Origin of the sequence: Pseudomonas fluorescens (genome assembly GCF_001708445.1) — a bacterium.
Lineage (GTDB): Bacteria > Pseudomonadota > Gammaproteobacteria > Pseudomonadales > Pseudomonadaceae > Aquipseudomonas > Aquipseudomonas gorinensis.
In genome coordinates this window covers 3,811,231-3,825,491 of sequence record NZ_CP015637.1, presented here as the reverse complement: position 1 = coordinate 3,825,491, position 14,261 = coordinate 3,811,231, and the positions used below count along the sequence as shown (strand labels likewise).

Sequence of the window (14,261 nt, the reverse complement as noted above, 5' to 3'; positions counted from 1 at the left end):
AAGCCGACCGGAGTTGTGCCTGGTGTACTCGGTTGAAATGTGGGAGGGGGCTTGCCCCCGATGAGGGAGTGTCAGTGGATGCATCTATGGCTTCACCACCGCCATCGGGGGCGCAAGCCCCCTCCCACATTTGGATCTGCATGCATCAGGTAAATCTGAGTCTGCTTTTGCTCTGGCTTTGGCTGCCTTGGAGCCGACCGGAGTTATGACTGGTGTACTCGGTAAAAAATGTGGGAGGGGGCTTGCCCCCGATGGCGGTGGGTCAGCCACCAGATGCCTCCACTAACACTCCCCCCGACTACCGGCTATTGTCAGAAATTTCCCGCAGGAGTACAAATGTACTCCATGACAAACCTGACCCCCCGCCGTACCGCCATCCTGACCTTCATCCGCGACCGCATCGCGCAGCAAGGCCAACCCCCCAGCCTCGCCGAGATCGCCGAGGCGTTTGGCTTCGCCTCCCGCAGCGTCGCACGCAAACATGTGGTGGCCCTGACTGAAGCCGGCTTCATCGAGGTCAACCCCAACCAGGCCCGTGGTATTCGCTTGCTCAACCAACCCGCCCGCCCCGAATGGCTGGACGTCCCCGTTCTCGGTCGAGTCGCTGCAGGCTTGCCCATCGGCACCGATGCCGAAGTCCACAACCGCCTGCAACTCGACCCTGCCACCTTTGCGAAAACCCCGGATTACCTGCTGCGGGTCCAGGGCGATTCGATGATCGAAGACGGCATCCTCGACGGTGACCTGGTCGGCGTGCGCCGCAGTGCCGAAGCGTTGAACGGCCAGATTGTGGTCGCGCGCCTGGACGGTGAAGTCACCATCAAACGCTTCGAACGTCACGGCGACCATGTCCGCCTGCTGCCCCGCAACCCGGCGTATCAACCCATCGTGGTAGGCCCCGACCAGGACCTGGCTATCGAAGGGGTGTTCTGCGGCCTGGTGAGGCAAGGCTGATGGGCGCCGTCGTAGCACTGGACTCGCTGTTCAATGGCGGCCGCGTCTGGAAGGGCCGGCCCGCCGTGCCTCCGGCCAGTGTGCACCCCACGGGGCTGGCGGCGCTGGATGCGGTGCTGCCCACGGGCGGCTGGCCGGAGTCGGCCCTGAGCGAAATCCTCATGGCCAAGGACGGTGTGGGCGAGTTGCAACTGGTGCTGCCCACCCTGGCGCGCTTATCGGCCGCCGGGGAACGCATTGTGCTGGTGGCGCCGCCCTACACGCCGTACCCCCACGCCTGGCAGAACGCCGGGGTGGATTTGCGTCAGCTTTCGGTGGTCCAGGCCGAAGAGCGCGACGCCTTGTGGGCGGTGGAGCAGTGCCTGCGTTCCGGCAGTTGCGGCGCCGTGTTGTGCTGGCCGCGCAAGGCCGATGACCGGGCATTGCGCCGTTTGCAGGTGGCGGCCGAAACCGGGCAGACCCTGGCGTTTGCCTGGCGCGCCTTGGGCGAGGCGATCAATGCGTCGCCTGCGGCCCTGCGCCTGGCCGTGGAGGCCAAGCCCGCGCAAGTGCGGGTGCTCAAGTGTCGAGGCGGGCTTGCTCATCCGGCGCCGATTGCGCTGGCCGGGCACTGAGGTTGATATGCGCTGGGTGTGTATTGTCTTCCCGCAATTGGCGCTGGACGGGGTGCAGCGCCTGCATCCCGAGGCGGATCAGCCCTTGGCGTTGCTGGCCGGTACGCCGCAGCGGCGCGTGTTGCAAACCGTCAACGCGGCCGCCCGTGCATTGGGCCTGCGCCCCGGCCAGTCGCTGACGGCGGCGCAGGCCCTGGCCAAGGGTTTTGCCTGCGCCGAGTACGACCCGGTGGAGATCGAGCGTTGGCAGCAGTTTCTCGCGGCCTGGGCCTACCAGTTCAGTTCCCAGGTCAGTGTGTTCTACCCCCGCGCGCTGCTGTTTGAAATCGAATCGAGCCTGGGGCTGTTCGGGCCATGGCCGCGTTTCGAAGCGCGCTTGCGCAAGGAACTGAACGAGCTGGGCTTTCGTCACCGCATCGTCGCCGCGCCCAACCCGGCGGCGGCGCGCGTGCTGGCCAATCTCTACGATGGGTTGGCCGTAGACGATGACGCCTTGATGCAGGCCCTGGCGCCGTTGCCTATCGACCGCGCCGGCCTCGAGCCGCAGGCCGCCATGGCCTTGTCACGCATGGGCCTGCGCACCTTGGCCCAAGTGCAGGCGTTGCCCCGGCATACCCTGGCGCGGCGCTTTGAGGCCAGCGTGCTCAAGCACCTGGATGCTCTTGGCGGATACCGGCCGCTGGCCCTGGCGTTCTATCAGCCACCGGATCGCTTCGATGTACGCATCGAGCTGAACTTCGACGTGCAATCCCACCAGGCGTTGCTATTCCCCTTGCGCCGGCTGACCGGTGACCTGTCGGCTTTCCTCTGCGGCCGCGACAGCGGCGTACAGCGTTTTGACCTGCACCTGGAGCACGCCCAGGCGCCGGACAGCGTGATCAAGGTTGGCCTGCTCAGCGCCGAACGTGAGCCGGCGATGCTCTTCGAACTGGCCCGCGGTCGCCTCGAGCACGTGCAGGTCACGTCACCGGTGCGCGGCTTTCGCCTGGTGGCCCAGGACCTGCCGGTGTTCGTGCCGCAGCGCAAGGACCTGTTCGACGATCGCCCGCAGCAGACCCTGCCCTGGGAACAGTTGCGCGAACGCTTGCGTGCACGGCTGGGGGATGATGCGGTGCAAGGCCTGCGTTTTCACGCCGACCACCGCCCCGAATGCGCCTGGCAAGCGGCCGCCGACAGCCGCCCGTGCCCAAGCCTGGACAAGGTGCAGCGCCCCGGCTGGTTGCTCAACGAACCGACCTTGCTGGCCGAGCAGGGCGTGCAGGTCTTGATGGGGCCGGAGCGTATCGAATCCGGCTGGTGGGATGGCGCCGATATCCGTCGCGACTACTACCTGATCCAGACCCGCGCCGGCCAGCAAGGCTGGGCCTACCGCACCGTGGGGCAACACGATGGGTTGTGGCTGCAAGGCTGGTTCGCATGAACCACCGCAGGCTGTCGCCACCTTCCCACCGTGAGCTGCAAGCATGAGCTACGCCGAACTGCACTGCCTGTCCAACTTCAGTTTCCAACGCGGCGCCTCCAGCGCGCTGGAGTTGTTCGAGCGGGCCAAGCGCCAGGGCTACAGCGCGCTGGCGATCACCGACGAGTGCACCCTGGCGGGTATCGTGCGGGCCTGGCAGGCGGCTAAGGCGGTGGAGTTGCCGTTGATTATCGGCAGCGAGATGCGCATTGAAAACGGCCCGAAGCTGGTGCTGCTGGTGGAAAACCTCAGCGGCTACCAGCACTTGTGCCGTTTGATCACCCTGGCCCGACGGCGGGCGGAAAAGGGGCGCTATCGCCTGCTGCAAGAGGACTTCGAGCAACCCCTGCCTGGGTTACTGGCGCTATGGGTCGCCGCAGACAGCGACACCCAGGCCTCGATCCAATGGTTGCGCCGCACCTTCGCCGAGCGCCTGTGGCTGGCGGTGCATCTGCATTGTGGCCAGGACGATGCGCGCCTCCTGGAACAACGCCTGCACCTGGCCGCCAGCCTGCAACTTCCCGCAGTGGCTTGCGGCGATGTGCATATGCATGCGCGCGGCCGCCGCGCCCTGCAAGACACCATGACCGCCATCCGCTATCACGTGCCGGTGGCCGAAGCGGGTACGCGGTTGCACCCCAATGGCGAGCGGCATTTGCGCAGCCTGGAGGCCTTGGCCGCGTTGTACCCGCAAGCCTTGCTCGACGAAACCCAGGCGATTGCCCGCCGCTGCACCTTCGACCTCGGCCAGTTGCGCTACCAATACCCGCGCGAACTGGTGCCCGAAGGCCAAAGCGCGAAAACCTGGCTGCGCACCCTCACCGAAGAAGGCATTGCCCAGCGCTGGCCAGAGGGTGTCGACGCCAAGACCTTGCAGCAGATCAACCACGAGCTGCAGCTGATCAGTGAGCTGGGTTACGAAAGCTATTTCCTCACGGTGCATGACATCGTGCGCTTCGCCCGTAGCCGTTCGATCCTGTGCCAGGGGCGCGGCTCGGCGGCCAACTCGGCGGTGTGTTTTGCTTTAGGCATTACCGAGATCAACCCGAGCCTGATGAACATGCTGTTCGAGCGCTTCCTGTCCAAGGAGCGCAATGAGCCGCCGGACATCGACGTGGACTTCGAACACGAACGCCGCGAAGAAGTGCTGCAATACGTGTTCCAGCGCTATGGCCGTACGCGCGCGGCCCTCACGGCGGTGGTCAGCAGTTACCACGCAGCCGGCGCGGTGCGCGACGTGGCCAAGGCCCTGGGGTTGCCGCCCGACCAGGTCAACGCCCTGGCCGAATGCTGCGGGCGCTGGAGTGATGAGGCACCGCCGCTGGAGCGCCTGCGTGAAAGTGGTTTCGACCCTGAAAGCCCAGCGTTGCGCCGGGTACTTACGTTGACCCGGCAACTGATCGGCTTCCCCCGGCACCTGTCCCAGCACCCCGGTGGTTTCGTGATTTCCGAACACCCGCTGGATACGTTGGTGCCGGTGGAAAATGCCGCCATGGCCGATCGCACGATCATCCAGTGGGACAAGGATGACCTCGACGCCGTCGGCCTGCTCAAGGTGGATATCCTCGCCTTGGGCATGCTCAGCGCGATCCGCCGTTGTTTCGACCTGCTGCGCCGCCATCGCCACCGCGACCTGTCGTTGGCGACGATCCCCAAGGAAGACCCGGCCACCTACGCAATGATCAGCAAGGCCGACACCATCGGTGTGTTCCAGATCGAGTCGCGGGCGCAAATGTCGATGTTGCCCCGGCTCAAGCCGCAGAACTTTTATGACCTGGTGATCGAGGTTGCCATCGTGCGCCCTGGGCCGATCCAGGGCGGCATGGTGCATCCGTATCTGCGTCGGCGTAACAAAGAAGAGCCCACCACCTATCCGTCGCCGCAGCTCAAGACGGTGTTGGAACGAACATTGGGCGTGCCGCTGTTCCAGGAGCAGGTGATGCAAATCGCCATCGTCGCCGCCGACTATACCCCCGGCGAGGCCGACCAGTTGCGCCGTTCCATGGCCGCCTGGAAACGTCACGGCGGGCTGGAACCCCATCAAGTGCGCCTGCGCAACGGCATGCTGAAAAATGGCTACAGCGAAGCCTTTGCCGCGCAGATCTTCGAGCAGATCAAGGGCTTTGGCAGCTACGGGTTCCCCGAGTCTCACGCGGCCAGTTTCGCCTTGCTGACCTACGCCAGTTGCTGGCTCAAATGCCATGAGCCGGCGGCGTTCGCCTGTGCGCTGATCAACAGCTGGCCCATGGGGTTCTACAGCCCGGACCAAATCCTGCAGGACGCCCGCCGCCATCGCTTGCAGATTCGTCCGGTAGACGTGCAGGCCAGTGACTGGGAGTGCAGCCTGGAACCCATCGACGGCCAGCAACCGGCGATCCGCCTGGGCTTGCGTATGATTTCCGGGTTTCGCGAAGAGGATGGGCGGCGTATCGAAGCGGCCCGCCAGCACCGCGCCTTCAGCGATGTGGCCGATCTCGACGAACGCGCCGGGCTGGACGCCCGCGCCGAGGCCTTGCTGGCGGATGCCGGTGCCTTGCGCGCGTTGGCCGGCAACCGGCACCAGGCACGCTGGGATGTGGCGGGGGTGCACAAGCAACTTGGGTTATTTGCCGGCTTGCCCAGCCCCGATGAAGCGCGGGTGGCGTTGCCGGTGCCCACGGTGGGGGAGGACTTGCAGGCCGATTACGTCACGGTCGGCACCACCCTCGGCCCCCATCCGTTAGCGTTGTTGCGTGATGAGCTGCGCAAGCGGCGCTGTCGCAGCTCGAACGAACTGCTGGCGGTGGAGCATGGGCGCAATGTCAGTGTCGCCGGGCTGGTGACCGGTCGCCAGCGCCCCGGCACCGCCAGCGGCGTGACCTTCGTCACCCTGGAAGATGAGTTCGGCAATCTGAACGTGGTGGTGTGGCGCGATCTGGCAGAACGCCAGCGCGCAGCCTTGGTGAATTCGCGGCTACTCAAGGTGGACGGGCGCTGGGAAGCGGTGGGCGAGGTACGGCACCTGATCGCCGGGCGCCTGACCGACCTGACGCCGCTGTTGGACGGCATTCCTGTGCGCAGCCGGGATTTTCACTGAGGGGAGTTGCCCAGTTCACGACGGATGAGCTATATGCAATGAAACGATTTATTACAGTCAGGCTCCAAGTTTTTATCAGTGGAACTGCACCACCGATCAATGTTTCTCTGCACCAAGAGCCTATCGATGCCTTTTTTATCCAACACCCACGGCTGTGAAGGCTGGGGCGGTGAAATGGCCCAGCGAATCCGTGCCTTCGACTGGTCGCACACCGACCTGGGCCCGCTGGATCGCTGGTCCACCAGCCTGGCCTGCACCGTGCAGATGATGCTGGCGTCGCCCGTGCCCATGGTGATGCTGTGGGGGCCGGCCGGCTACATGATCTACAACGACAGCTATTCCGTGTTTGCCGGTGGCCGTCATCCGTATTTGCTGGGCACGCCGGTGGAGCTGGGCTGGCCGGAAGTCGCCGACTTCAATCGGCATGTCGTGGACACTTGCCTGGCGGGTGGCACTTTGTCCTATCACAACAAGGAGCTGGTGTTGCTGCGCAACGGCCAGCCGGAAAACGTATGGCTGGACCTGTATTACAGCCCGGTCGCCGGAGATGACCAGCAGCCGGCCGGGGTCTTGGCGATCGTGGTGGAGACCACCGCCCATGTGATTTCCGAGCGCTTGCGCCAGGAGCTGACCCACAACCTGGAGCAGCGCGTTGCCGCCGAAGTGCAGGCGCGCTCCGTCGCCGAAGAGCAACTGCGCCAGTCGCAAAAACTCGAAGCCATTGGCGGCCTGACCGGTGGCGTGGCCCACGACTTCAATAACCTGCTGCAAGTGATCGCCGGCAATTTGCACCTGTTGGCCCGCCATGAGCCGGAAAACCCCCAGGTGCAGCGACGTGTCAACGCTGCCATTGCGGCGGTGGAGCGCGGTGCCAAGCTGTCCTCGCAATTGCTCGCGTTTGCGCGTCGCCAACCGCTGTCACCGGCGGTCTACAACCCGCAGCGCATCTACGCCGGTCTGGGCGAATTGTTGCAACGTGCATTGGGTGAAACCATCCATGTCGATGTGCAACTGCCCCAGGATTCCTGGTGCATCCACGTCGACCGCAACCAACTGGAAAACGCACTGCTGAACCTGGCGATCAATGCCCGGGATGCCATGAAAGGCGAGGGCGTGATTCGCATCACCGGCGAAAATATCATCCTCAACCCCAAGGATTGCGTCGGTAAAAGCCTGCAGCCCGGCGAGTATGTGCGCCTGGCGGTCACGGATATCGGCGTGGGTATGCCGGCGTCGATTCTGTCGCGGGTGTTCGAGCCGTTCTTTACCACCAAGCGCGATGGCCACGGTACGGGCCTGGGCCTGAGCATGGTGTTCGGGTTTGTCCGGCAAAGTGGCGGCCATGTCGAGGTGTGGAGCGAGGAAGGCAAGGGCACCGTGGTGCAAATGTATTTCCCGCGCAGCTTGGACGAGGAGTGCCAGGAGATCGAACCCGAGCCGGTATCCCATGCCGCAGGCCAAGAGACCATTCTGGTGGTGGAGGACAACGAGGGCGTGCGATTGACCGTCGTGGAGCTGCTGGAGCAGGCTGGCTATACCGTGCTGACCGCTGAAGACGGCGACCGGGCGATGCAGAGGCTGTTGGACGGAATGCGCCCCGATCTTATTTTTACCGACGTGGTGATGCCCGGCCGCGTCAAGAGTACCGACCTGGCCGACTGGGCCCGCGCCCAGCAGCCGCCGGTGGCGGTGCTGTTCACCTCGGGGCATACCCGCGACATTCTCTCCACCAACCACCTGCTCAGTGCCGACATTCATCTGCTGAGCAAACCCTACAGCCCCGAAGCCCTGACGCAACGGTTGCGCAGCGTGCTTACCGCCCGTGTGGCTCAGACCGATTGAACGAGCCCCCGCCCGGCAGGCTCCGAACCAGGACCTGCCCATGACAAGGTTGACCATGACTTCACAGCGCACCCTCCCTCCGCTCACTGCTCAACGGCCCGGGTTTGTCCGGGTTCGCGGCGCCCGCGAACATAACCTGCGCAATGTCGATGTGGACATTCCACGGGATGCCCTGGTGGTGTTTACCGGGGTGTCGGGTTCGGGCAAGTCGTCGCTGGCCTTTTCCACGGTGTACGCCGAGGCCCAGCGCCGCTATTTCGAGTCGGTGGCGCCCTATGCACGGCGCCTGATCGACCAGGTCGGCGTACCCGATGTGGACTCCATCGAAGGCTTGCCTCCGGCTGTGGCCCTGCAACAGCAGCGCGGTACGCCGAGTGCGCGTTCGTCGGTGGGCAGCGTGACGACCTTGTCCAGCCTGATCCGCATGCTGTATTCCCGCGCCGGCCACTATCCGCCGGGCCAGGCGATGCTGTATGCCGAAGACTTTTCGCCGAACCTGCTCCAGGGCGCCTGTCCGCAATGCCATGGCCTGGGCCGTGTGTATGAAGTGACCGAGGCGCTGATGGTGCCCGATCCGTCGCTGACCATTCGCCAGCGCGCCGTGGCGTCCTGGCCGCTGGCATGGCAAGGCCAGAACCTGCGCGACATCCTGGTGACCCTGGGTTATGACGTCGACATTCCCTGGCGCGACCTGCCGAAAAAGCAGCGCGACTGGATTTTGTTCACCGAAGAAACCCCGACCGTGCCGGTGTATGCCGGCTTCACCCCGGAGCAGACGCGCGACGCGCTCAAACGCAAGCTGGAGCCGAGTTACCAAGGCACTTTCAGTGGTGCGCGGCGCTATATCCTGCACACCTTCACCCACACCCAAAGCGCGCTGATGAAAAAGCGCGTCGCGCAATTTATGCAAGGCAGTGCCTGCCCGTTGTGCGCTGGCAAGCGGCTGACCCAGGCAGCGTTGTCGGTAAAGTTTGCCGGGGTGGATATCGGTGAGTTGTCGCAACTGTCGCTGGTACAACTGGCCGAGCTGCTGCGGCCGGTGGCGGCGGGGCAGGACACAATGAAGCTGTCGGTGGAAAAGCGCCTGGCTGCCCAGCGCATTGCCCAGGACCTGTTGGAGCGGGTCAGCACCTTGATCGAACTGGGCCTGGGGTATCTGTCCCTGGAGCGCAGCACGCCGACCTTGTCGTCCGGGGAGTTGCAGCGCTTACGCCTGGCGACCCAATTGGGCTCACAGTTGTTTGGTGTGATCTATGTGTTGGATGAGCCGTCGGCCGGGCTGCATCCCGCGGACGGTGAGGCGTTGTTCACCGCGCTTGAACGTTTGAAAGCGGCGGGCAACTCATTGTTTGTGGTGGAGCATGACCTGGAAACCATGCGCCGCGCTGACTGGCTGATCGACGTCGGCCCGGCGGCGGGTGAGCATGGCGGGCAAGTGTTGTACAGCGGGCCACCCGCCGGCTTGGCGGCGGTCGAGGCGTCGCAGACCCGCGAGTACCTGTTTGCCGAGCGACGCCCGTCGACGGCGTCGCAACGTCCACCCCAGGGTTGGTTGCAGCTCGAAGGCGTGACGCGCAATAACCTCAATGACTTGAGCGTGGCGTTCCCACTGGGCTGCTTCACGGCGGTGACCGGTGTTTCTGGCTCGGGCAAGTCCAGCCTGGTCAGCCAGGCGTTGCTTGAACTGGTCGGCAGCGGCCTGGGCCGCGTGCCGGACAATGACGAGGAACGCAGCCTGGAAGATGACGCGCCGCAAACCAGTGGCGGGCATATCAGCGCCGGGCTGGAACACCTGCGCCGTCTGGTGCAGGTTGACCAGAAGCCCATCGGCCGTACCCCGCGTTCCAACCTGGCGACCTACACCGGGCTGTTCGACAACGTGCGCAAACTGTTCGCCGCCACGCCGGCGGCAAAGAAGCGCCATTACGATGCCGGGCAGTTCTCGTTCAACGTCGCCAAGGGCCGCTGCGCGCATTGCGAGGGCGAAGGGTTTGTCAGCGTTGAATTACTGTTCATGCCCAGCGTGTATGCCCCCTGCCCGACGTGCCATGGCGCGCGCTACAACCCCGAAACCCTGGCGATCCAATGGCAAGGCCTGAACATTGCGCAAGTGCTGGGGCTGACCGTGGAGCAGGCGGTGGACGTGTTTGCCGAACAACCGGGCGTCCTGCGTTCGCTGCACGTACTGCGTGATATCGGCCTGGGTTACTTGCGCCTGGGCCAACCGGCGACCGAACTGTCGGGCGGTGAAGCGCAACGCATCAAGCTCGCCACTGAACTGCAACGCAATGCCCGTGGCGCCACCCTGTATGTGCTGGATGAGCCGACCACCGGCTTGCATCCACGGGATGTCGACCGCTTGCTCAGCCAGCTCAATCAGTTGGTGGACGCCGGGCATACGGTGGTTGTGGTGGAGCATGAAATGCGCGTGGTGGCCCAGAGTGACTGGGTGATCGATATCGGGCCGGGGGCAGGGGACATGGGTGGCAAGGTAGTCGCCAGCGGCGCACCGCAGAAGGTGGCCAGGAGCAAGAAGAGCCGCACCGCGCCGTTCCTTGCCAAAGAACTGCCCTGAATGCGGGAGGGGCGGAGCGACGCTTCGAGCGCATTTTTGTGGTGAGCGGGCTTGCCCTGATGCCGATCAGTTAAGGCTTTTTTGTAGGAGCGAGCTTGCTCGCGAAAAACTCACAGGCGCCGCGTTGATTCAGGAAACACGCGTTATCGTTGACGTTTTTCGCGAGCAAGGGGGCAATTTAGCCTTTTTTCTTGTAGGCCACGCAATCAATCTCGACCTTGCAATCAACCATCATGTTGGCCTGCACACAGGCCCGCGCCGGGGCGTGTTCGGGGGTGAAGTATTCGCCGAACACTTTGTTGAAACTCCAGAAGTCCCGGGGGTCTTCCAGCCACACGCCCACCCGTACCACGTCTTTCAATTCGTAGCCGGCTTCTTCAAGGATCGCCACCACGTTGCGCATGGTCTGCCGGGTTTGCTCGATGATCCCGCCCGTGATGATTTCACCGTCCACCGCTGGCACCTGGCCCGAGACGTAGAGCCAGCCGTCCGCTTCCACCGCGCGGGCGAAAGGACGCGGCTGACCACCGCCGGCGGTGCTGCCGGCGCCGTAACGAGTAATGCTCATAACTGTTTCTCCTGCTGACTGACCATTTAAAAACGAATGTTTTTCAGAAATTCCGCCAGGCGCGGCGATTGCGGCCGTTCGAAGATGTCCTTCGCCGAGCCCTGCTCTTCAATACGCCCCTGGTTCATGAAGACGATCTTGTCCGACACCTCATAGGCAAAGCGCATTTCGTGGGTGACCAGCAACATGGTCATGCCCTCCTCCGCCAGGCCCTTGATCACACTCAGCACCTCGCCCACCAATTCCGGGTCGAGGGCCGAAGTGACTTCGTCGAACAGCATCAGGCTCGGGTTCATCGCAATCGCGCGGGCGATCGCCACACGCTGCTGCTGGCCGCCTGAGAGCTGACCGGGAAAGTGATTGCGGCGTTCCAGCAAGCCAACGCGATCCAGCCATTTTTCGGCCAGGGCCACCGCTTCGTCCTTACCCATCTTCTTGACCTTGAGCAGGCCAAGGGTGACGTTCTGCAACGCGGTCAGGTGCGGGAACAGGTTGAACTGCTGGAACGCCATGCCGGTCATCGCGCGGTGCTGGGCAATCACCCGTTCCGGGTGACGCACACGCTTGCCGGCGATTTCGCTGTAGCCGATGGACTCACCGTCGAGGGTAATCTGCCCGCCCTGGAATTCTTCCAGCAGGTTGACGCAACGCAACAACGTGGTCTTGCCCGAGCCGCTGGAGCCGATCAACGTCACCACGTTGCCGCGCTGCATGGACAGGTCGACGCCCTTGAGCACTTCGACCTGCCCGTATTGTTTACGCAGGCCGCGAATGTTCAGCAGCGGTTCGGTTGTTTGAGGTTGGTTCATGGCAAGGCCACCCGCTTTTCAATGTAGCGCCCGAATAACTCGATGGCGTAGTTGATGACAAAGAACATAAAGCCTGCGAACAGGTAGAACTCCAGGGTCATGAAGGTGCGCGCGATCACCTGCTGGGTACTCAACAGCAGTTCGGCCACGCCGATCACCGACAACAGGGTCGAGGCCTTGACGATTTCCGTGGAGGAATTGACCCAGGTCGGCAGGATCTGCCGCAGCGCCTGGGGCAACAGCACGTAGCCCAGGGACTGGTAGAACGTCAGGCCAATCGCCTTGCCCGCTTCCAGTTGCCCACGGGGAATGGCTTGCAGCGCGCCGCGCACGATTTCCGAGACGTGGGAACCGCAGAACAGCGTCAACCCGACGGCACCGGCCTGGAACGCGGTGATTTGCCAGCCGAGCGCCGGCAGCATGTAGAAACACGCCAGCACCAGCACAAACACCGGCGTGCCACGGATCAAGTCGACATACACGCGAAACGGCGCCCGCATCCAGAATTTGCCGTAGGTCAGGATCAACCCGGCGACGATGCCGATCAGGGTGCCGAAGATAATTGCCAGCGCCGACACGTACACACTGGTCTGGAAACCCGCCCAGAGGGTGTCCCGGGCGATCCACAACTCATGCAACCAGCTGGGGGATTCGTACATGGAAACCTTCCTTAACGACGGATCGCCAGACGCTGTTCCAGGTAACGGAGCAGCATGGCAATGAGGTAACAGGCAGCCACATAGAGCGCGGTCGTGACCAGCCAGGTTTCAATCACCCGGTAGCTTTCGACGTTGATCTTGCGGGCGTAATAGGTCAGCTCCGGCACCGCGATCGCGGCCGCCAGGGAGGTGTCCTTGAACAGCGAGATAAAGTTGTTGGACAGCGCGGGCAGCACGTTGCGCAGCATCACTGGCACGGTGATGTAGGCACGGATTCGCCACTCGCCCAGGCCAATCGCCAGCCCGGCTTCACGCAACCCCTTGGGAATATTCAACAACCCGGCACGGAACACTTCGGTCAGGTAAGCACCGGCGTACAGCGACAAGGTAATGATGAACGAGGGGATCTTGTCCAAGCGGATGCCCAGGCTGGGCAAGGCGAAGTAGATCAACAGGATCAGCACCAGGATCGGCGTGTTGCGTACTACCGTCACGTACACCGAGGCGAGGATACGCAACGCCCGGTGCCTGGACAGCATGGCAAACGCCATCAACAGGCCGATCACGCAGCCGATGGCGATCGACAGCAGTGCCAGCTCAAGGCCCAGCCACAACCCCGCGAGCAAGGTGTCGAAATCACGCCACACGGCGGCAAAGTTCAACTGATAGTTCATGGTCAACGGTACCTGATGGGGGCGCCAGGCGCGGCGCCCCGGTTTTCACGAATCACTTGAACTCGACGGGGAAACCAATGGCAGGTTCTGGCAGGTCCACACCGAACCACTGCTTGAACGAAGCCTTGTAGGTGGGGAACTCCACACCGGTCATGGCTTCATGCAGCGCGGTGTTGACGAAGTTCAGCCAGTCCTGGTCGCCACGCTTGACCGCGCACGCATAGGTCTGCGGGCTCCAGGCATAGGCCGGGCTGCGATAGCGGCCAGGGTTCTGCACCATCAGGTATTTGACCGAAGACTGGTCGGTGGCGGCGGCATCGGCGCGACCGGAGTTCACGGCCTGGTACATCAGGTCGACGCTGTCGTACTGGTCGACCTTGGCCTTGGGCAGTGCCTGGTGCACCAGTTCTTCGGCGTAGACGTTTTGCAACACCGCCACGGTGACGCCATCGCCGGCGGCTTGCAGGTCTTCGATTTCCTTGTACTTGCTGTTGTTGGGCAGCAGCAGGCCCACGCCTTCGCGGTAGTACGGCAAGGTAAAGGCCACTTGCTGCGCGCGGCTGGCGGTGACGGTAATGAACTGGCAACTCATGTCGACCTTGTCGGTCAGCAGGTTGGGAATCCGGGCGTCGGACGACTGCACCACAAACTCGACCTTGCTCGGGTCGTTGAACAGCCCCTTGGCCACGATGCGGCCAATATCAATATCAAACCCCTGCAACTTGCCATCCGCTCCCTGGAAGTGCCACGGCGCATTGGTACTGCCTGTACCCACGATCAGGTGCCCACGCTTGAGCACGTTATCGAGCTTGCTGTCCGCCGCCTGCACGAGGCCTGCGAGGGATGCCGATGCGGCGAAAAGAAAAACACACGCTTTAAACACGGAAGGTCGGTGATGCATGACAAGCACTCCAGGAGTTGTGTATTCCGCTATACCGGAACTTAGTATGTAACAACGGAATAGACAGCAGAAAGTGTGCCACAGGCAGTAACGGAAAAATATGCGGGGAATAAATGGTTTATAAATCAGA

The 14,261-nt window shown here is 63.2% G+C and carries 11 protein-coding genes; 6 read left to right on the top strand and 5 right to left on the bottom strand.

Annotation, left to right across the window (positions count from 1 at the left end; all coding sequences use genetic code 11):
• Positions 1-336 precede the first annotated feature (336 nt).
• From lexA to uvrA, 6 genes are all read left to right on the top strand, one after another.
• On the top strand, positions 337-954 hold the full coding sequence (gene lexA, locus A7317_RS16765; RefSeq protein ID WP_024075053.1) for a transcriptional repressor LexA: 618 nt from the start codon (positions 337-339) through the stop codon (positions 952-954).
• Positions 954-1,568 (top strand): translesion DNA synthesis-associated protein ImuA, encoded by a 615-nt coding sequence (gene imuA, locus A7317_RS16760; RefSeq protein WP_069076377.1) that lies wholly within the window; start codon positions 954-956, stop codon positions 1,566-1,568. Before lexA ends, imuA begins: the two co-directional genes overlap by 1 nt.
• Before the next feature lie 7 nt (positions 1,569-1,575).
• On the top strand, positions 1,576-2,988 hold the full coding sequence (locus A7317_RS16755) for a Y-family DNA polymerase (RefSeq protein WP_069076376.1): 1,413 nt from the start codon (positions 1,576-1,578) through the stop codon (positions 2,986-2,988).
• A gap of 43 nt (positions 2,989-3,031) precedes the next feature.
• Positions 3,032-6,103, top strand: a complete 3,072-nt coding sequence (locus tag A7317_RS16750; protein ID WP_069076375.1) for an error-prone DNA polymerase — start codon at positions 3,032-3,034, stop codon at positions 6,101-6,103.
• Between the two features lie 126 nt (positions 6,104-6,229).
• Positions 6,230-7,945, top strand: coding sequence for an ATP-binding protein (locus A7317_RS16745; protein WP_069076374.1), 1,716 nt, complete (start codon positions 6,230-6,232; stop codon positions 7,943-7,945).
• 55 nt (positions 7,946-8,000) lie between these two features.
• Positions 8,001-10,520: an excinuclease ABC subunit UvrA gene (uvrA, locus tag A7317_RS16740; protein ID WP_069076373.1), complete on the top strand. Its 2,520-nt coding sequence runs from the start codon at positions 8,001-8,003 to the stop codon at positions 10,518-10,520.
• A gap of 178 nt (positions 10,521-10,698) precedes the next feature.
• Here the strand turns inward: uvrA and A7317_RS16735 are convergent, their stop codons facing one another.
• From A7317_RS16735 to A7317_RS16715, 5 genes are read right to left on the bottom strand one after another with little or no spacing between them, the layout of a single operon-like run.
• Entirely contained in the window at positions 10,699-11,088 is a 390-nt protein-coding gene (locus A7317_RS16735; protein WP_010210958.1) for a RidA family protein, read from the bottom strand.
• 26 nt (positions 11,089-11,114) lie between these two features.
• Positions 11,115-11,897 carry an amino acid ABC transporter ATP-binding protein gene (locus A7317_RS16730; protein ID WP_024075083.1) on the bottom strand — a complete coding sequence of 261 codons (783 nt, stop codon included), beginning with the start codon at positions 11,895-11,897 and terminating at the stop codon, positions 11,115-11,117.
• A complete protein-coding gene (locus A7317_RS16725; RefSeq protein ID WP_069076372.1) occupies positions 11,894-12,556 on the bottom strand; it encodes an amino acid ABC transporter permease in 663 nt (220 codons plus the stop codon). Before A7317_RS16725 ends, A7317_RS16730 begins: the two co-directional genes overlap by 4 nt.
• An 11-nt stretch (positions 12,557-12,567) precedes the next feature.
• Positions 12,568-13,230, bottom strand: a complete 663-nt coding sequence (locus A7317_RS16720; RefSeq protein ID WP_010564617.1) for an amino acid ABC transporter permease — start codon at positions 13,228-13,230, stop codon at positions 12,568-12,570.
• 52 nt (positions 13,231-13,282) lie between these two features.
• Positions 13,283-14,131 (bottom strand): transporter substrate-binding domain-containing protein, encoded by an 849-nt coding sequence (locus A7317_RS16715; RefSeq protein WP_024075081.1) that lies wholly within the window; start codon positions 14,129-14,131, stop codon positions 13,283-13,285.
• Positions 14,132-14,261 lie beyond the last annotated feature (130 nt).